Here is an 18501-nt window from a genome sequence, read left to right as displayed (position 1 = left end):
ATGTTAAGTCGATATAACAATAATAAGGAAAATGAGAAATGTACACAATAGAACACGCGCGAATTTTAGATATACCTGAACTATTAGAAATAGCAGTTCAATTTTGGAATGAATCTCCAAACTACAAGAAAAGACCTGTCAATTTAGATAAAGTCAAAACACAACTTCAAGCTTTAATCCTTTTTCCAACACAAGGCTGTGTGTTAGTCGTTAAAGATGACAACGATAAAATCATTGGTGTATTTGTTGGTGGCTTACAAGAAGAATGGCAAGCAGACTCACTAATGGCTTTCGATTACTGCTTATTTGTTAGAGCTAATAATAGAGGTGGAAGAGCAGCATATATGCTTATCACAGCCTTTAAAGAATGGGCTAAACAAGCTGGTGCAGATTGGATTCAATGTGGAACGGCAACAGGTATTCAAACAGATAAAACAATAAACTTTTATACCAAAATGGGTTTTCAACATACGGGAAGCTTCTTGGAAATGAAGTTATAAAAGCAAAAAGAATAATAATAAGAGGTTAAATAAACGATGGCAGTAGCAGGAGCAGCCGCAGTCGCATATTGGGCGGCAACAGCTTTAGCGGTAGCATCAACGGCTTATAGTGCTTATAACGCTCGACAATCAGCAAAAGCACAAGCAGCTCAAGCCAATGAAAATGCAAAATTGGCAGAGTCAAAAGGTCGAGTTGAAGCTGAAAGAGTGAGGGAACTAGGCAAGAAGCAAGCAAGTTCAGCAAGAGCTAAGATGGCGGCTCAAGGTTTAGATCTGAATGCGGAAAATACAGTTACAGAAGACATTGAAGAAGATATAGATCTCAACTCAACTAAAGATGCTTGGACAACCTTCTTTAACTACAAGAACCAAGCAGGACAGTACAGAACAGATGCTGCAAATTATAAATTACAGGCACATCAAGCAACGGTTAGCGGTTTATTGAATACTGGATCTACACTTTTATCAGCAGTCGGTAATGCGCCTAAAGGTGCGATGGGTGGGAATACCACAACTCAATCAGCATCAAAGATAAACTCTAATCAATTAACAATGGATACAACTCGACTTAACTCATCAGGATGGGCGTAATTATGGCGACGATACCGATGGGGAACTTTGGTCAGATCATGCCACATAGTCAGGCAGGCAGAACCATAGGAATTAATAACCAACAAATAGCTGAAGCAACAAACAATTTGGCACAAGTTGGTATGCAGTTATCTTCTAAAAAACTATTAGAACAACAGAAGATCCAAGAAGAAAAAGATCAATACCAATTCAATATAGAAGCTTCTAAATATGGTGCTGAATACCAAGACGCTGTGACTGAAACTAAGCAACGTGTAATGACAGGGGAGTTAAACGAAAACCTTGCCAAAGCACACTTAAGACAACGTGCAGATGAATTGAATGAAGCATACAGTCAACGACTACCTGAACAGCAAAGAGAGAAGTTCAGCTACTATTCAGAGAAGATGTTCTTAGACTCACAGGCTGGTATTAAGCCACTTGCTCATGAAACAGAGAGACGCAAGATCAACGCTGACTTTGAACAGATGTCAGAAGCAACTTTGAAACTGGAAAACAGAGAACAAGGCTACGCATTATTCAAAGATACGCTAGAGCGCAATCCTGTTTTAACTCCTGAACAACGAGTGAAAGCTGAAGAGGATTGGCAACAACGTAGAGACTTATCAGAAGGTAAGGGCGTATTAAGCAGTTTAGAAGAACAGCAAGATATTAAAGCTCTACAGGAACTTCATAAGAACGTGGATACAGTCTTTCCGCACATGAAAGTAGAGACGAGAGATGCATATAAATCAAATATTGAATCAGCTATTAGCCGTATTAATAGAGGTATTGAAATTAAAGCTAAGGAGCTGGATAAGGAACATGCACAGCTAACCAAAGACTTTGTAGCAGATGCTTTTACAGGCTATCCATTATCTGAAAGCCTAGTGAATCAAACACTAGAAGCAGTTAAAGGAACTCAATATGAAGCTCAAGTACGAGAAGCTGTAGCACTGAATAAAGATGCTCAAAAGTTTAGAAATGCTTCTCCAATCGAACAGGAACGTAGTATCGCAAGACTGACTTCTGAATTAGAAAACAGTCCTCAAGATGATGCTACTTTGCTTCAAAAGAAATTAGATGTATTCAAAACAATTGCAGCAACATCAAAGCAAAGAGCGAATGATGATCCTATTGCTTCAGTACAGGCTCAAACTGGTCATAAGCTTTATACAGTTACTCCTGAACAGATCGGATCTGGACAAATAGACTTTAAAAAGGCTCAAGTCACAACTCAACTATTAGCTGACCAAAAGAAAGCAAATGGCGGTGTCGGCTCATTAATCCAATGGAACAAGTCAGAACGTACAGCCTTTCAAGACCGTTATCACTCAGCTACTCCAAGCAAGCAAAAAGCTATGTTAGGAGATTTATCAAAAATGGCAGGGAGCAATAAAGAAGCTCAGAAGGAATACTTCAGCCTGATTGGTGGTGAAAAGAATGCAATGGACTATGTCGGTATCGCAATGCTTCATAACAAAGACGTTCATTTAACAGGAACAAATATCAGAGCAGCAGATATCGCTTTAGAAGGCAAAGCTCTAATCAATGGTGGCAATTCAAAATTGTTCGCAGATGAAAAGCAATTCCATCTCACAGTACAGCCTGAATTTGGCAATGCAGTAGGTGTAGGTACAAGCCAGCATCGAGCATATCAAAACTTAGCTTATTCAATTTATGTGGGTATGGCTAAACGTGGTGAAGCGACAATTAAATACGATGAAAAGGGCAATCCCCTAGTCAACAAGGATCTAGCTAAACAAGCTTTCGGTATTGCTACAGGTGGAACGTATAAACAGAAGTTAGGTAAGAATACCAATCACATCTTTATGCCTTACGGCTTTACACAAGATAGTTTTGAAGACCATATACACAACCATTTCAGAACACAGTATCGAAAAGAAACAGGCTTTCTTCCTCCTGACGAAGACATTTTAAAGACACATGTAGTACAGCCTTTACCTAATGCAGCAGGATGGTATGTATTCGTTCAACCAAACGGCAAGCTCATGAAGAATCCGAAAACAGCAAAACCATACATGATGAAAATAATTAAATAAGAAGGAAAACAGATGGGCTTATTGAGTGGAGAATTTACAGAACAGGATCTCGCATTAGACCAAACAAAGAATACAGATGCTAAGAAGTTTAAACGTGGCACATTGTCAGACTTAGGATTAGGTGCAGTATCAGGTACAGCTAAAGGCGTTGTATCTGTATCCAATGCTGTTAGCCGTTTTGTTGAAGGTGATGAAGTTGCAGATAAGCGAATGCAACAAGTGAATGAAGCTTTAACTCCTACCAATCAAGGAACAGCAGGACACATTGCATCTGGTATTACTGAAGTCGTATCAGCAGGAGCTGTAGGCGCTCCATTAGGTCCTTATGGTATGGCTGCTACTGTAGGTTTAGGTACAAGAGCAACAGAACATACAAGAATGACTCAGCAACTTGGTGTAGACCAAGACACAGCAGATACAGCTTCTAATCTCTATGGAGCTACAAACGCTGCCCTAGCTTTTTTACCTGTATCGAATGTTTTTAAAAAGTCATTTATAGCTGACTATGCAGCTCTAGTTGCTGCGCCTACAGCAGTAGGTCAAGGTTCAATGTATTTGGAAGGGGAGTATTTAGAAGGCAAAGGGTATAAGAAGCAAGGTCAACAATACAAAGACATGGCTACAGATCCTACAGCGATTCTAATGAACTTGGGAATTGGTACGACATTCTTTGCAGCAGGACGCTATATGAATGCTAAAGGGAGTGCAGATATACCTGAATCTCAAGTCCATCAAGCTGAAGCAGACTTCAATGCAACAGTTGAACAAGCTCAAACAGATGCAGATATTTCAAGCCTGCCTAATATTGCAGAGACAGTAGATGACCTGAAACAGCATGAAGTCAATTTGAATCAAGCAATTGATCAAGTGATGAAGGGAGAGAAGGTTAATATCTCTGAAGCTACTGGTGGCAAGCTCAAGACATTAGATGATGTTAAAAAGCATATCCAAGCCAATCAGAAAAAACAGCCAACTAATAGCTCTAACAACACAGCTAATAATACTATTAAACCTTTTACAGCTACAGGCACAAAGAAGGCTGTATATGATGAAGCTTTAAGAGCTGGTTTATCAGATGCAGATGCTAGAACAATCGTAGCTTTAGCACATTTTGAAAGTGGTGGAACATTCAGTCCTACTATCAAAAATCCTAAATCTTCAGCTACTGGTGTATTTCAGTTTATTGATTCAACGTGGACAGCAGAAGGTGGTACAGGAGCAAATAGGCATGACCTAAATACACAGATCAGACTTGGTATCAAACATACTAAATCCAATATTAAGTATATCCAAGATAAGACAGGTGTAACGCTTACAGGCTCACAGATCTATATCCCTCATTTACTTGGTAGAGGTGGGGCTGAACAGGTATTTAGAGCAATCAAAGCTAATCCTGAACAATCAGCAAGATCTGTTATAGCTAAGTTTTCAGATAATCCTGATCACTTAATGCGTATCAACGGCATTCCAAAAGATGCAACGATAGGCAATGCAGTACATTCATTTACCAAGAAGATAGATGACATTACAGCTCAACATTATGGTGGTACAGGCTCAACACACAGAACTGTTTTTGAATCTAAATCAACAGCAGCTATAGAACAAGCTCCTATTAAACCTGAATCAAGCTATGAAGGCACATTAGACAGATTAGATCTGGATGACCTTCCTGTTATAGACGACTTATTTATCAATTCACATGACCTAACTGCTTTCCAACATCGAAACATGGATCATGAAGTAATTGGGGATCTGACAACAGAACAGATGGACCTTCCAAGTATGGTATTAGATGAACACGGAAACTTAGTTCCTGACTTACCTACACCTAAAGGCACAAAAATAACTCCTGAGTCTAATGAAGCACTGTATAAACTTTTAGAAGAAATGGAAAAAATTACTGCATTAAAAGCAAGTGTTCCACATACAGCTAAAGAGATAAGAGTTAAAGATGACCTGAATAACCCTGCTAAAGAGTTTAAGCATGACGACAGCATTGCAGTTGAATGGAAAGAACGTCAACGCTATGAAGATGGTAAATATCACAAAGAAATGACCAGATCCTACACAGATAAGGACGGAAACCTAGTTCAAGAGCTGAAATATAGGGGCACGACATTGTCCCGTGTGGTTAATCATGCAGGAAAAACTAATTTCATTCACGTAGGGCGTTCAAATAAGTCTGATTTTGTGAACCATAAAGGCAATAAAGAGCTAGAAACAGCCTTAGATCGTATTTTTGATGAAGGTCGAGCTTTTGGATACCTATCTCAAATCCCTAAAGGGCAACAGACCATAGATAAGTTGATTGCTAATCCTGACTTAATAATTTCATCTAAAAAGACAGGTGAAGATCTGACTGCAGCTCAGTGGAAAGACAAACTAATCCGTGAGCAAGACAATATAACAATGATGGCTAAAAGTATGAGTACCTTAGCCAAGTGTGCTTTGACCAAAGCAGCATAAAAATAATAATAAGAGAATTGAATGAAGAACGAATGTAGAACAGCCGTAGAAGGTGTATTAGGACGTAAACTGACAGATAAAGAAGCTGACCTTTTAGAACAGCAATTTATTAAAGCTAGTCGTGAACTTCCACAAGAAGATATCAAAGCATGGAAGAGTATGTCAGATGAAGAACGTGCAGAAGCTATCGCTGACAGAGCAGTTAAGAACTATACAGATCAGCATATTAAAGAAGTCACAAACTTAGTAAATGACTTAGAAATTAGAGAAGCTTTAGTCCAAGAACTGACTTCTCATTCAAAGCTCAACCCCTTAGAGAGTTTGAATCGCAAGTTAGTCATGCACACAGATCAATCTGGTATCCAATCAGTTGAACACAACATACAGGCTGTGGAAGTAAGGTACATGGGAGCTTTAGCAGACGTATTTACCAAAACTCAAAAAGGCTTAGGCTATTTAATAGACGCTGACAAAGTAAAACTATTAGTTAAAGAGATCTTTGGCAAGCCTTCAGGAGATGCTGAAATAGCAGGACTCGCTAAGGCAGTACAGGACACATTAGAACAGCTTAGACTCCACTATAACCGTTATGGCGGTGACATTAAGAAGCTTGCTAATTATGGTATTCCTCAATCTCATAGCCATTACAAAGTTATTCAGGCAGGGCAGGATGCATGGGTCAAGTACACACTTCCTATGGTGGATCGTTCTAAATACAGACATGAAAATGGCAAGCTAATGAATGAAGCAGAAGTCGCTGAAGTTCTAAAGTCGGTTTATAACACCATTGCTTCAGAAGGACATAACAAAGCTTCAGTACAGGCTCATGCAGTTCAATCAGAAACAGATCTTCCTGTAGGTATGAACATGCAAGCTCTTCACCAACATCATCGTGAGGTCCACTTTGCAGATGCGGATGCTTGGGTGAAGTATCAAGAAGACTTTGGGGAAGTTAACTTCCATGACTTGCTGAGCAACCATGTTCGTAGAATGAGTACCGAAATAGGCATGATGCAGACCTTTGGCTCGAACCCAGAGAAACTTGTGAAGCAGCTAGGACACGACTTGCTCAATAAGATGATGCAAGATCCAAAGTACGTTAAAGAGCATCGTAAGATTCAGAAACAAGCAGCTCTTATAAATAAGCACTACGATGAATTGGCTGGACAAGCTCTTCCAATCGACAGCAACTTAGCTCAAGTAGGCGGTATGCTTCGATCTTGGACCGTTAGTACAAAGCTTGGGTCGGCTTTTTTGACTAGTTTTAGTGATCAAGCGACTATGAAACTAGCTTCTGAGATGCATGGTATCGCTTATACAAAAGTATTCGGTAAGCACGTCAAACAGTTCTTTAATAAGGAAAACAGAGACTTTGCTATCAGTATTGGTTTAGGCGTAAGGGAGATGACCAATAGCCTTGTGCGTTTTGGTGACACGGACATTGCTTCAGCTTCAACGAAAGTTTCAAAGGCAAACACGACTGCAAGAAAGATAGCAAATGCTGTAATTAGAAGTAGCGGTTTATCACATGTAACGGCTAGTGCGAAAAGGGCTTTCGGCAGTTCTCTTATGCATCATGTATCTAACTTGAACTCTACTAAAGCTTGGGATCAATTAGGACCTAAAGATAAGAAGATGCTGGAAGGTGGAGGTATTAAAGAAGATGATTGGACACTACTTAGAGACATTACTAGAACAGAAGCTCCAACAGGAGAAAAGCTAGTCACTAATAAAGACATCTTTAATGCTTCAGATGATCTATTCCTAGACTTCCATCAATTCGACAGAACAGGATATACAGCTCAAGAGCTTGCTGATCATGCTTTTAGATTAAAAGAGCAATTTGCCAATAAGTACATGAACTATATCTATACTGAAACGAATGCTGCTGTGCTCGAAGTTGGAAGTAGAGAACAGGTTTTTATGGGCCTTAACAGCAATCGTGGGACAGTAACTAATGAATTAACAAAGTTCTTTTTTCAATTCAAAAGTTTCGGAGTTTCCATGGTTATGCGCCAATGGGGGCGTGGTATAGCTCAAGGTACACCACAAGAGAAGTTTGTATATTTTGCAAAGCTATTTGCTTATACAACAGTTATGGGTGGGCTTGTTGCTCAGATCCAAAACCTGACACAAGGTAAAGATTTAGATGATCCAACAACACTAGACTTCTATATGAAGTCCATAGTGAAAGGTGGCAGTGCTTCCTTCTTGGCAGATGCAATTTCTGCTACGGCAGATCCTACAGAACGTAGTGTAAAAGACTTTATTATCCCTGCAGCGTTTAAGGATCTAATGTCCGTAGGCACAATGGCTACAGGTGCAGGAGAAGCCTTTATATCAGAACGTGATTCAAGCTATGGAGCTGAAGCTGTAAACGTCATTAAGAACAACATTCCATTTCAGAACGTATGGTATTCGAGACTCATATTCGACAGATTAGTAATAGCAGAGATGCAGGAACTATTCGATGAAGGCTATAGAGAACGTAAGCAACGTAGACAAGAATCGAACTACAACATGAGTTACTGGTGGGATCTTGATAATGACAATATCCGAGTACCAGATATTAAGCTAGAATAGTTCTTTCAAAATAATGAATTAACTCTATGAAAGCACTCTTAATAACAACCAATGTACTTTTCATATTTTTCGCAACACATGTCTTTGCGGCACCTCCGTCTAATTTTGAAAAAACTGCTACCGAAGCAGTTAAACGAATTATGAAAGATCCTGAATCAACACAATTTAGAGATTTACGAGAAATTAAAAACCTAAATGGAAACAGTGTTCTTTGTGGTGAAGTTAACTCAAAAAATTCTTATGGTGGATATACTGGATATTCTTACTTTTCTTATAGTGAAGAAGGGATATCTATCATCAATTTAAACGACAGAAGCTATAGAGCTAACATAGAACTAAATAAATATGAGCGTTCTGGTTGTGATGGTGAAAAGAGTGAAAAGGTTGCTCGTAATCCTGACATGTTTAAAAACTATTGCGAAGTAACACATCAACTTTTTGAAGATGTAATTGCTGATAAAAAAACTAGAGAAGATGCTATTGAAAGGGCATTAAGTGATTATCAAAGTAAAGGCCTAATGGTTTTTAATAGTGATCTTATCCAAGTAAAGTCTGACTTACTTATGAACTTAGATGAAGTAATCAAAGTACCTGAAGCTATTAAAAAAATAGCTAAAAAAGATAAGGCATACAAAAGACAATATTCAGCGGGATGTCCAAATTTAATGAAACAATTATATTTAAAATAGACAATTGGGCTAGATTATCTAGCCCTTTTAATAACAATAATAATAGAGCTATTAATAGAACTAAAATAATGAGCAAAATAGAAGAATATAAGTCAGAGCTAATCCGTATTCAGGAAATAGCAATACTAGACACTATTGATCTAGTTGAACGTGGTAACAGTGAAGACAAGACCTCAAAAATTGGACGAGGCAATGCCGCATGGATTTACAAGAGTGCAAACCAATGTTTAGCCATAGCAGCACGTATCGAACAGCTAATTGAAGCACGTAACAAGACACAAGCAATAACAACAACAGAAGACGAAGAAAAACAAAAAGAAGCTGAAGCTGAAAAGCTCCTTCTATCAGTTCGCAAGGAACTGACTAAACGTAAAAAGAGTACTAAAAAGGATGACAAAGAAGGTAAATAAAGCCTGCTTTGTTGAGTTCTATTTGATGTGGGGTCTAGTCAATGGCTGGCAGATCCCCGACTTCCATATAACAGTCTGTGAGTGGCTTGAAGATTTTGGCAACTTAGGCTTGCTTATGCTTCCTCGTGGGCACAGTAAGTCTACGATTCTGGACGTATATAACGCATACAGACTATATAAGAATGCAGATGAATTAATACTTCATCAAGGAGCTACAGATCCTGACGCTTATAAATGCAGTCGTGGAACTCAACAAGTATTAGAAAAACATCCCTTAACTTGGAACAAACAGAAGTCAAAGGGTGAAACACAGAAATGGTGGATACACGGATCTTCAGATGTAAAGCATGGAAACTTACATGCTAGAGGTATCTTATCCAACGTCACAGGCGCACGTTCTACATTCATTCAAAACGATGACGTAGAGACTCCTACAACGACAGCTACTCCTGAATCTAGGGAAAAGCTCAGATACCGATTAAGTGAACAGGTCCATATTCTTGTACCTAACTCACAACGCCTATTTATCGGCACACCACATAGTTTCGATTCGCTCTACACACAGATCCAAGAAGCAGGAGCAAACTGCTTAATCCTTCGTATGTTCCAACATGAAGCTCGATTTACGTCAGGAGCTTTAGAAGTCTCAACTACCTTTAAACCTGAGTATTTGTTTAGCGGTATCGGTACACAAGCCAAACTATTGGATGAATTTGACGACTATAAAGTAGAGAAAAGGGAACAAGACTATCTAATCAAACTGACATCTAAACACGGTTTAGTAGATGTATATGCAGATGCGCTTTGGTCAGATCGTTTCACTCCTGAAGTGATGGAAGATCGTAGAAAGCAATGTAATACAGTCAACGAATGGGATTCTCAGTACCAGCTTCATGCGAAGCCTGTAGGCGAGATCCGATTAGATCCTGACAGACTTGTACCTTACAACGAAGAAGTGACATGGCATAAAGCTAATGGACATACACAGATGCTTTTAGGTGATAAGAGGATTGTATCTGCAACACTTAAACTCGATCCAAGTTCAGGCAAAACTAAATCAGATGTATCAGCCGTTGCTCTAGTTCTTCAGGATGAGAACGGTAAATTGTACTGGCATAGATCAGCAGCCTTAACAGGTGAAATAGCTGTTACAGATGACAAAGGACAGATTGTAGGTGGACAGGCTTATCAGTTAGCTGACATCGTAGAAGAGTTTAAGCTTCCTTCCATTATCGTTGAGACAAATGGCATCGGGGGGCATGTACCATCAATACTTAGATCTGTATTTAAGAAACGAAATATTTACTGTGGTGTACGTGAATTACATGAAACTCAGAACAAGAATAAACGTATCTTAGGCACACTCGAAGCTCCGTTATTAAGTGGCTACTTATATGCACACCAATCTGTTTTAAAAGTGAATGGACAAGACAGCCCTCAAGTTAAAGAGATGCGTCTATTTGATCCTTCAGTCACGAATAACAAGGATGACTATGTAGATTCATTAGCTGGAGCAATATCAGCAGAACCAATCAGGATCGGCACACATAACCAATATCCAACCTATAACCAAAACAATAACTGGCAAGCTTCTAATCAGTATTCAGAGATGAAGATTGACTTTTAAATAGCTCTATTAATAGAGCTAATAACAATAAAAATAAAACCTAATTAGGAATACTAATAACAATGACCGTAGAGAACATCACACCATATATCAGTTATACAGCGAACGGTATAGCTACAACTTTCGCTATTCCTTTCCATGTCATAGATAAAACTAATTTCATTGTGAAGATGAATGGAATCCCTCAGAACTATGCAACTTATATCTATAACAAGGCAGATAATACGATCACCTTCTACAACATTCCTGCTAGAGATGCAGTTATTGAATTAGAACGATCTACAGCTTTAGAAAGAGGGGAAAACTACGACACGTTCAGTAATAAGCTTCGACCAGACTCACTAAATGGTGAACTAGATAGAATTTGGCGTGTCCTTCAGGAGATGACAAGACGAGACACTATCTTAGAAAGCATGATTGCTAATGTAAAAGAGGAAGTTAAACAGCTTCTTCAAGAAACAAGAGTCACATCACAAGACATCGTTCAATTTCCTATCACTTCAACAACAGTAAGAATCAACATTCCTGAAAACCGTTATGCCGTTATTGAACCATTCGTTGTATGTACTGTATTGGGTGGACCAACCAATGTGACGGTTCAACCTGTAGCTGAATTTATACAGGGAATTGGTGAAGTATTCACATATATAAACTTCAGTTTTCCATCAGAGCTAATCGGCAAAAAATGTAATGTATGGCTGACTGGTGGTTAAGATGCGTGATCAGTTTTCAAATATCATGCTCTGCCTACATGGTACAACCAACATCTATGCTCAGAAATTTGAAGGTAAAGCGTATTGGCAAGATCGATACGGCAATATAATGACAGATGAAAATGGTGTTGCTTTATACGACATCATTGACGTTGACGAATACGGAACTCCTATTTCAACTCAAGAGCCTGTCCTCTTTACTACAGATGTGGCAGACATTAAATCTCAGGTGAATAGCCTTCTTTATCAGGGCTATACAATCGTTAATTCAGAAGACTATAAAAAGTGGATTGCAGGAGAATGGATTCCAACCACGCCTATAGCTTGTGTCATGTATGACGATGCTTTATCAAGTCTTCAGTACATCATGGAATGGCATATTGCTGAGAATATTCCTGCTTCTATAGCTGTGATCACACGTAGACAACGTAAGAAAAATAATGAAGATGGTTTCACTTCTTGGGCTATGTTGAATGATTGGGTCACTAGAAGTAATGGTCAAATTGATCTCGTTTGCCATACACACGACTTACACCATTTAAGCCTTCATTCTTATACAGACAATGCTTTTGATGTTATAGCAGATCCTATCTTAGAAGGTCCTTGCTGGATTGATAATGGAGAATACTTATACATCCCTGACGGTGAAGGGCATGACTGGTATTGGAATCAATCTTGGGTAGAACAGGCTCTAGCAATACCCTTGTATGGAGTTGATCAATACGATGGAACTAAGCTTATTGAAACGTCATTCTACATCACGCCACGTATTACAGACAATGTAGCTATCATTCGCTTTTGGTCTTCCTTAGCTAAACCAAGTGGAACAGGTTATGACGTTCCTATTCAAATCTGGATCAACGATACACAGTTAGTTTTTGATGGAATTATCAAGCCTAAAGACTATGGAACACGTATCCAATGGGTCGAAAGGGAATGGAACAACATCAACTTAGATACACCTTTTGCTGTAGAAGCAGGGGTTACTTTTAAGATGACATTTAAAACTATGGCAGGACCTACAGGTGGTCCACATTTAACTTGCTATTGTACTTTTACAGATGACACTTCTAAGTTCTATGCAACGACAAACTGTGAAGGCTATACACCATACAATGCGGACGCTTCACCACAAAAATGGTGGCAATACATTGATTATCCTGCTGGTGATAAATGGTCTGTAAAACCTGTAATGATCTTAGGAAATGGTACAGGTCGAACTGTTCCACAAGCTGAATATGATGACTATATCAATACCGATATTCAAAGAAGTCAGTTCGCAGTTACCAACTATTTAAAAGCAACATGGACTGAAAAAAGTGTTTGGTCAGGATCTTGGGACAATTGGAATATCTATTGGAATGGAGACTTTTCACAAGACGAACAAATATGGGATGCAGATACAGGTTATCAATTAACAGGCTGGAGCTACCCTAAACGTGTATCAGCAATCTTTCCTACAATGACTGATACAACATGCAGCGTAGAGTATTTAAAGTTCGACTTTGAAGAGAAAGTACCTGTCGAAATACCATCAAGCCAATGGTGGGATGAAACAGAAGTAGATAGCGGTATAACGAAATGGGATGACTCCCAAACTAGACAGTACAACATACAATTTCTAATCGAAGTTTCAGAAGATAAAGTGAACTGGACAACAGTAGGCAAAGCTCCTTCTTGGACGATTTTAAAAGATGATACAAAGGGAAATGCAGCAGAAATTGAGCCTACAACATGGACAGCAGGAGTCACTAAATATGTACGTCTAACACCTATTAATGATGGACCAACAATAGGAGAAGAAAAGCATGTCGTATATATGGTGAGCCAAGTCAGGATAGGGATTAAAGATGCCAATACACCTTTAGGAAAACCATTCACACAAATTGCTTACCCATTTGGTGCTTATCAAGCGAACTGGAAAGATGAAAATCCTCTTCATCCCGATTGGCATGACATCTCATCAGGGCTAACGAATGTATTTGAAAGCAACGGTATTCATCATGGCTATACCATTCAAGCGATAAGAAATGTACGCCATAACGGTGAAGATATTGGTTATAACCAACGACTCAGTAAGTTTGTTTTAGGACGACTTATGACACATGGAATCACAGATCCAATTGTTCTAAATCACTTCAATATGACCAACGCAGATGTATGTAATAACCTCATTGCGTTGTATGCAGGCTATATGTTTGCGAATACAAAACATAATGGCTTGAAGTGGCAAGTCTCTTTAGAAGGAGATCTTTTAGGACATGGAACACTTAAAAAACGTGTGGATACTATCGACTACTTTGCTTTTGACGCATGGGCTTTCAGTGGTACTAATCCTCCTGACATTGTAAGAACTTCAGCACCTGTAAATGATGGTACAAACTTCGAAGGTGATTGGGGAGCTGGCTACTATGCAGATGAAAAAAAATGGTTACAAGAGAGAGGGGCATTAGCTCTCATTATTATCAACAACAACTTAGGAACAGGTAGTCCAGACTCAGTCGCAGGAAAGCATGTACTAGATAATCCTGACGCTTATATAGCTAAGATTGTTGAATATGCTAAACGTTATGGATGGGATGGAGTCACTTGTAATATTGAAGGTGTAGACGTAACGGCTAATGATTGGGCTGATTGGATCTATAGAGATAGAGCAACTGAGTTCTATAAGAAGTTAGGCAGAGCTTGTCACCAAAACGGTTTATTACTGCATTGTACTGCTCCTGCATCTACAGGTAATGAAAACTATGATTGGGCTTCTTGGGTAGGTTGGTGTGATCATGCTGAGATCATCAAATATGTAGATGGTATGAAAATCATGTCATATACAGAATCACATGAAGGATCAGAACCACGACCTGCAGCTTGGGATGTAGCACCTTTAACTAAGTACAATTCTAGTGGACCTACAGATTCAAGATCCTTTTGGCAGGCTGTAACTGAATATACAGCTACCGTTATTCCTGACCAATTTAAGAAAAGAATCCTAATGGGTGGTCGAGCTTTTGGTCATGTTTGGTATCCAAACTGGAAGACTGGAGAAACACCTCCTGAGATTTTAAGTAGTCTCGAATGGTTCAATCCAAACGATGAATATTGGAAGTATGCAGCATACCTAACAGATGATGACTCCCAATATAAAGACGACTGGAATCATTACGTCACGTATGGCGAACTTATCAATAAGGCTGCAACTGAAATTGTGCCTATCATTCAAGATACAACTTTAGATACGACAGAAATGTATTTCTATAATCCTAAAACTGAAGTTAAAGCTTGGTGTGGTAGTCCATTAACAGGGGCAAGAAGCCAAACAACAGCAAAACAAAACGGATTTGGTGGTGTCGGTATATGGAAGATAGATGATGGAGATATTGAAGAATATTACCCAGAGTTCAAATCTTTTGGAAAATCTACACTACTCTATAGGAAATAAGAATGACGCAAACAGGCGATATATTCCTGATTGCTTTCCTTTTTTGCATCGGCTTCGCTATCTATTTGGCGAAGTCTGTAGCAATCTCAGATCAAGATACATGGTATGTAATAGGAGCTAAAGCTGTCTTAAATGGCTTCACTTCTTTATTTGCTGGTGCAATCTTGATATGGGCTTCTGTACCCACTTTAGCAGTCGTAGGACTTGCTGCAATACTCGGTACATTAGGCTCAGAACTGACAATAAAATGGATTAAGCAAGCCCTCAAAAACAACATTAAAAATATAAAAATCGACAATAAAGAAGAATAAAAAATGTCATTCAAGCTCGGTAAAAGGAGCTTGTCTAATTTAGAAGGTGTCCATCCTGACCTAATAAAAGTGGTCAAGAGGGCTATTGAATTAACTCAAGTAGATTTCACGGTAATCGAAGGATTAAGAACTAAAGAACGTCAAGCTCAACTCTTAAAAGAGAAGAAAACAACAACTATGAACAGCCGTCATCTAACAGGTCATGCTGTGGATATTGCAGCATGGGTAGACAATACAATCTCATGGGATTGGAAACATTACTACATTATAGAAAAAGCAATGAAGCAAGCAGCTTCAGAACTCAAGATACCTATTGAATGGGGCGGTGATTGGAAGACATTTAAAGATGCCCCACACTGGCAACTACCATTCAAAAACTATCCTAAAGAATAGTATAGTCTACAGGCTACCGTTTGCTTTCAAATGGTGCATAGCTGCAAGTAAATAAGAAGAGTGCCTAGTTATATCAAGATAGTTTTTTGGTGAAAGGCTACCTGTTTTTTTATATTCATCATAAAAATTTTGTACCTGTTTTCTATCTATCAAACGATGATTATTTTTAGAATTTTGTACTTTTAATTTTCCATCTTCACTATATATAGTAAATGGAATATGTCTAACCCCTGTATTTAAATTAATGGGTTCAGAAAATTCTGCTAATAACACCTCATATATATTTTTCATCTCATTCTCTAAATCTTACTTTCAGTTTTTCATTTATATCCAATCTAAGCACTGATTGGGAGAACTAACCCTTACTCAAATAAGAGTAAGGGTTCTTTATATTAGATCGCTTGGCAATCTCTCAAGAAAGGCTGACCAATAACTTCACCACCGCCTACACAACGAAGAGTAACAGTTTGTCCTTTAGATAAAGATGCTGCAAAATTATCAAAACTTTCGTCACCTGAAGCTGTAACGGAATTTAGCCCATATTCATCCCCAACATTAAACTGAACGTTAGCACCATCGCCCATACCACTATCAATAGCTTTTACTGAGCCAGTAATTTCAATTATCTGTCCTTTAAAATTACGATCTGCTGCAACTTCATTGGCTTCATAATTTTGGAATAACTCGCTAGCAGAAACTTGAATCGCTGCAGGGGCTTGAACTTGCTGTTCTTCATTCGAAATTAATGCAGCTGGCTCAGATTGATTAGCAGAATTTTCTGCATAATTTGTATCATTTGAAGGCGTAGCGAAAACAATAATGAGCGAAAGAGCAAGCCAAACAAAACTAACAACTCGCGATAAAGTTGTATGACCAGCTCTTAACGTAAACCAAGCAAAAATGAGTGGGAATAGAAATATTCCTATACCTAATAAGATTGATACTTTTCTTGGAGCAGGTTGCGGATTAGAAAATGGTGGCTGTATCGTTGTGTCATTCATGTGAATTAACCCTCTAAAATTTTATTTTTTGGTAAGTACTTGTAACAAACATTATAATTAAATTACATATATTAACAATTCATTTAGCTTGCGCTATATAAAAATATTCATTTTATATAGCAAGACATATTGCTGCTTTGGAATAATAAAAACCAATACATAGTTTTATGTTAATTATCATTCACGACATTAATTTCTTCGGTTGGAAGATAAAGTCCATCTTTCTTGATGTAATAGGTACTCATTCCTGATGCTCTCCGTAGAGAGAGTCACAAACTACATAAGTGACCATTTCCCCCTTTGATTCTGGAATAACTGCTTCATAATCTACATATGAAGGAACATAAGAATCGATCATTTGCCCTGTTTTTTTATAAAAATACATAGCTGCTAAACCCATTTCATTGCTATTGCATTTAAATTTGAACTTAACCATTTTATGGTCACCGACACTTAAACCATCCTTAGACAAATCAGTATGGATGACCATCTTGATCCATGTTTCAGCTTGTTGGAGAGATGGAGAAGTTGAAACTGTTCTTTCAGGATCAATATAAGATGTGTACTCATTATCAGTTAATAATTCAAGCCATTCAGCTTGAGCGATAACTGGAACAGCAACAAGTAAACTAAGTAATAATTTTTTAAACATGACTTACCCCTCATAAGTAGCTGAATTATAACAGCCGATCACATTTATTTATGTGCAGAAAGTAGCCGTTTCGCCTTCATTACGTCTTCAGTTGACGCACTAACATCCTAAAACTACTTCTTATAAAAATAAGGGGATGACTTATCACAGCATAGTAATGAAGGCGGCGATTTTTTTTGAGGGGTGTAGGCACTGACTTAGTACCTACTCAAAACCTATTTTGTATTTAATTTAAAATTTGGGTGCTGACCTGAAGCCATTAGAAATACAGTCCAAGTCTGTTTATTAGGTTGTCTCTCTCCTGCTTCATACTTTCGCCATAATGCACCGTCTGAAAGCCCTGCAAGCTTGGCACACTGAGCAGCAGATAAGCCTAGATCTAGTCTAAGATCCTTTATCAAATTTGCTTCAGGAGCTTCTATTAAAAAGTTTTCAAAGGTCATATTTTCAAATTTACTCATTAAAAAAGCTCCATGTTTCAGGAGCTTGATATTATCACTTAATTCGCTTTTAAGGTACGTTGTCCCTTTAATCTTATAGTCCTGTTTAGATTGACTGTAGCCATAAATAAGGACTTATAACCTAGTACACCATTTGCAGATCTCAGAATAAAACCTGACTTGTGCATCATCCAAACATGGAACGGATTTTCATACTTGCCCTGTGTATCTTGTGAAATGATATAGACTTCACCTGATTCAACTTTGACAACTTTTACAACTTGATCAATATCAACCTTTGCCATAACAGGAACAGCAGAAGGAAGGCGAACGGCTAAACGACTCAGGGCTTCAGTTTTAAATACTTGTGCATTCATATCTATAGCTCCTTTAAGCTCGAACAGATTTAAAGTGTCGAACTAGGTCGCCTTTAACCGTAGTCAAAAAAGAATCTGAACGTCTTAGGCATACTTCGATAAGCTCATAAGATGCCTTATTGATTCTATAAAAGCGGTCTAAATGGTTTGGGTAATAACCTGAAATTTTTACAAAATAACAAGTCTTACCATTACGAACAGTTTTTAAAAGTTCTGCATGTTTTTGTTGTTTAGCAACATAAGCTAAAGATGAAATATTAGTTTTCATAT

General features: G+C 38.2%; 18 protein-coding genes. 12 read left to right on the top strand and 6 right to left on the bottom strand.

Annotation, left to right across the window (positions count from 1 at the left end; all coding sequences use genetic code 11):
• The first annotated feature begins 38 nt into the window (after positions 1–38).
• From FTU34_RS15160 to FTU34_RS15105, 12 genes are all read left to right on the top strand, one after another.
• On the top strand, positions 39–500 hold the full coding sequence (locus FTU34_RS15160; protein ID WP_180036083.1) for a GNAT family N-acetyltransferase: 462 nt from the start codon (positions 39–41) through the stop codon (positions 498–500).
• A gap of 36 nt (positions 501–536) precedes the next feature.
• Positions 537–1091: a hypothetical protein gene (locus FTU34_RS15155; RefSeq protein ID WP_180036082.1), complete on the top strand. Its 555-nt coding sequence runs from the start codon at positions 537–539 to the stop codon at positions 1089–1091.
• Between the two features lie 2 nt (positions 1092–1093).
• Positions 1094–3133 (top strand): hypothetical protein, encoded by a 2040-nt coding sequence (locus FTU34_RS15150; RefSeq protein WP_180036081.1) that lies wholly within the window; start codon positions 1094–1096, stop codon positions 3131–3133.
• Positions 3134–3145: 12 nt separating this feature from the next.
• Complete coding sequence (locus FTU34_RS15145; protein ID WP_180036080.1) at positions 3146–5599, top strand: hypothetical protein; 2454 nt, start codon at positions 3146–3148, stop codon at positions 5597–5599.
• A 21-nt stretch (positions 5600–5620) separates the two neighbouring features.
• On the top strand, positions 5621–8182 hold the full coding sequence (locus FTU34_RS15140; RefSeq protein ID WP_180036079.1) for a hypothetical protein: 2562 nt from the start codon (positions 5621–5623) through the stop codon (positions 8180–8182).
• Between the two features lie 26 nt (positions 8183–8208).
• Positions 8209–8871, top strand: coding sequence for a hypothetical protein (locus FTU34_RS15135; RefSeq protein ID WP_180036078.1), 663 nt, complete (start codon positions 8209–8211; stop codon positions 8869–8871).
• Between the two features lie 68 nt (positions 8872–8939).
• Positions 8940–9281 carry a hypothetical protein gene (locus FTU34_RS15130; protein WP_180112646.1) on the top strand — a complete coding sequence of 114 codons (342 nt, stop codon included), beginning with the start codon at positions 8940–8942 and terminating at the stop codon, positions 9279–9281.
• On the top strand, positions 9262–10908 hold the full coding sequence (gene terL, locus FTU34_RS15125) for a phage terminase large subunit (protein ID WP_180036076.1): 1647 nt from the start codon (positions 9262–9264) through the stop codon (positions 10906–10908). The genes FTU34_RS15130 and terL overlap by 20 nt, the downstream gene beginning before the upstream one ends.
• 62 nt (positions 10909–10970) lie before the next feature.
• Entirely contained in the window at positions 10971–11621 is a 651-nt protein-coding gene (locus FTU34_RS15120; RefSeq protein ID WP_180036075.1) for a hypothetical protein, read from the top strand.
• Between the two features lies 1 nt (position 11622).
• Positions 11623–15057 carry a hypothetical protein gene (locus tag FTU34_RS15115; protein ID WP_180036074.1) on the top strand — a complete coding sequence of 1145 codons (3435 nt, stop codon included), beginning with the start codon at positions 11623–11625 and terminating at the stop codon, positions 15055–15057.
• 2 nt (positions 15058–15059) lie between these two features.
• Positions 15060–15368, top strand: coding sequence for a hypothetical protein (locus FTU34_RS15110; RefSeq protein ID WP_180036073.1), 309 nt, complete (start codon positions 15060–15062; stop codon positions 15366–15368).
• Positions 15369–15398: 30 nt separating this feature from the next.
• On the top strand, positions 15399–15761 hold the full coding sequence (locus FTU34_RS15105) for a M15 family metallopeptidase (protein ID WP_257226305.1): 363 nt from the start codon (positions 15399–15401) through the stop codon (positions 15759–15761).
• Positions 15762–15767: 6 nt separating this feature from the next.
• Here the strand turns inward: FTU34_RS15105 and FTU34_RS15100 are convergent, their stop codons facing one another.
• The 6 genes from FTU34_RS15100 to FTU34_RS15075 all read right to left on the bottom strand — a co-directional run bounded on the left by FTU34_RS15100 (position 15768) and on the right by FTU34_RS15075 (position 18499).
• A complete protein-coding gene (locus FTU34_RS15100; protein ID WP_180036071.1) occupies positions 15768–16052 on the bottom strand; it encodes a hypothetical protein in 285 nt (94 codons plus the stop codon).
• A 101-nt stretch (positions 16053–16153) separates the two neighbouring features.
• Entirely contained in the window at positions 16154–16762 is a 609-nt protein-coding gene (locus FTU34_RS15095; protein ID WP_180036070.1) for a hypothetical protein, read from the bottom strand.
• Positions 16763–17003: 241 nt separating this feature from the next.
• Entirely contained in the window at positions 17004–17414 is a 411-nt protein-coding gene (locus tag FTU34_RS15090) for a surface-adhesin E family protein (RefSeq protein WP_180036069.1), read from the bottom strand.
• A 215-nt stretch (positions 17415–17629) separates the two neighbouring features.
• Entirely contained in the window at positions 17630–17875 is a 246-nt protein-coding gene (locus FTU34_RS15085) for a DNA-binding transcriptional regulator (RefSeq protein ID WP_114212213.1), read from the bottom strand.
• A gap of 38 nt (positions 17876–17913) precedes the next feature.
• Positions 17914–18231, bottom strand: coding sequence for a hypothetical protein (locus FTU34_RS15080; protein WP_180036068.1), 318 nt, complete (start codon positions 18229–18231; stop codon positions 17914–17916).
• A 13-nt stretch (positions 18232–18244) separates the two neighbouring features.
• A complete protein-coding gene (locus tag FTU34_RS15075; protein WP_180036067.1) occupies positions 18245–18499 on the bottom strand; it encodes a hypothetical protein in 255 nt (84 codons plus the stop codon).
• Positions 18500–18501: the final 2 nt, after the last annotated feature.

It is taken from the genome of Acinetobacter sp. YH12094 (assembly GCF_013419295.1).
Taxonomy (GTDB): Bacteria; Pseudomonadota; Gammaproteobacteria; order Pseudomonadales; family Moraxellaceae; genus Acinetobacter; species Acinetobacter amyesii.
Note: the sequence above shows the minus strand (reverse complement) of the source record. Positions and strands in the feature narration are given on the sequence as shown.

What these genes read in the sequence shown, in the direction of transcription:
- FTU34_RS15155 (WP_180036082.1), top strand. Translation starts at nt 537, where the DNA reads ATGGCAGTAGCAGGAGCAGCCGCAGTCGCATATTGGGCGGCAACAGCT.
- FTU34_RS15085 (WP_114212213.1), bottom strand. Translation starts at nt 17,875, where the DNA reads ATGAGTAAATTTGAAAATATGACCTTTGAAAACTTTTTAATAGAAGCT.
- FTU34_RS15110 (WP_180036073.1), top strand. Translation starts at nt 15,060, where the DNA reads ATGACGCAAACAGGCGATATATTCCTGATTGCTTTCCTTTTTTGCATC.
- FTU34_RS15140 (WP_180036079.1), top strand. Translation starts at nt 5,621, where the DNA reads ATGAAGAACGAATGTAGAACAGCCGTAGAAGGTGTATTAGGACGTAAA.
- FTU34_RS15080 (WP_180036068.1), bottom strand. Translation starts at nt 18,231, where the DNA reads ATGAATGCACAAGTATTTAAAACTGAAGCCCTGAGTCGTTTAGCCGTT.
- FTU34_RS15115 (WP_180036074.1), top strand. Translation starts at nt 11,623, where the DNA reads ATGCGTGATCAGTTTTCAAATATCATGCTCTGCCTACATGGTACAACC.
- FTU34_RS15130 (WP_180112646.1), top strand. Translation starts at nt 8,940, where the DNA reads ATGAGCAAAATAGAAGAATATAAGTCAGAGCTAATCCGTATTCAGGAA.
- terL (WP_180036076.1), top strand. Translation starts at nt 9,262, where the DNA reads ATGACAAAGAAGGTAAATAAAGCCTGCTTTGTTGAGTTCTATTTGATG.
- FTU34_RS15090 (WP_180036069.1), bottom strand. Translation starts at nt 17,414, where the DNA reads ATGTTTAAAAAATTATTACTTAGTTTACTTGTTGCTGTTCCAGTTATC.
- FTU34_RS15120 (WP_180036075.1), top strand. Translation starts at nt 10,971, where the DNA reads ATGACCGTAGAGAACATCACACCATATATCAGTTATACAGCGAACGGT.
- FTU34_RS15135 (WP_180036078.1), top strand. Translation starts at nt 8,209, where the DNA reads ATGAAAGCACTCTTAATAACAACCAATGTACTTTTCATATTTTTCGCA.
- FTU34_RS15075 (WP_180036067.1), bottom strand. Translation starts at nt 18,499, where the DNA reads ATGAAAACTAATATTTCATCTTTAGCTTATGTTGCTAAACAACAAAAA.
- FTU34_RS15160 (WP_180036083.1), top strand. Translation starts at nt 39, where the DNA reads ATGTACACAATAGAACACGCGCGAATTTTAGATATACCTGAACTATTA.
- FTU34_RS15145 (WP_180036080.1), top strand. Translation starts at nt 3,146, where the DNA reads ATGGGCTTATTGAGTGGAGAATTTACAGAACAGGATCTCGCATTAGAC.
- FTU34_RS15150 (WP_180036081.1), top strand. Translation starts at nt 1,094, where the DNA reads ATGGCGACGATACCGATGGGGAACTTTGGTCAGATCATGCCACATAGT.
- FTU34_RS15095 (WP_180036070.1), bottom strand. Translation starts at nt 16,762, where the DNA reads ATGAATGACACAACGATACAGCCACCATTTTCTAATCCGCAACCTGCT.
- FTU34_RS15100 (WP_180036071.1), bottom strand. Translation starts at nt 16,052, where the DNA reads ATGAAAAATATATATGAGGTGTTATTAGCAGAATTTTCTGAACCCATT.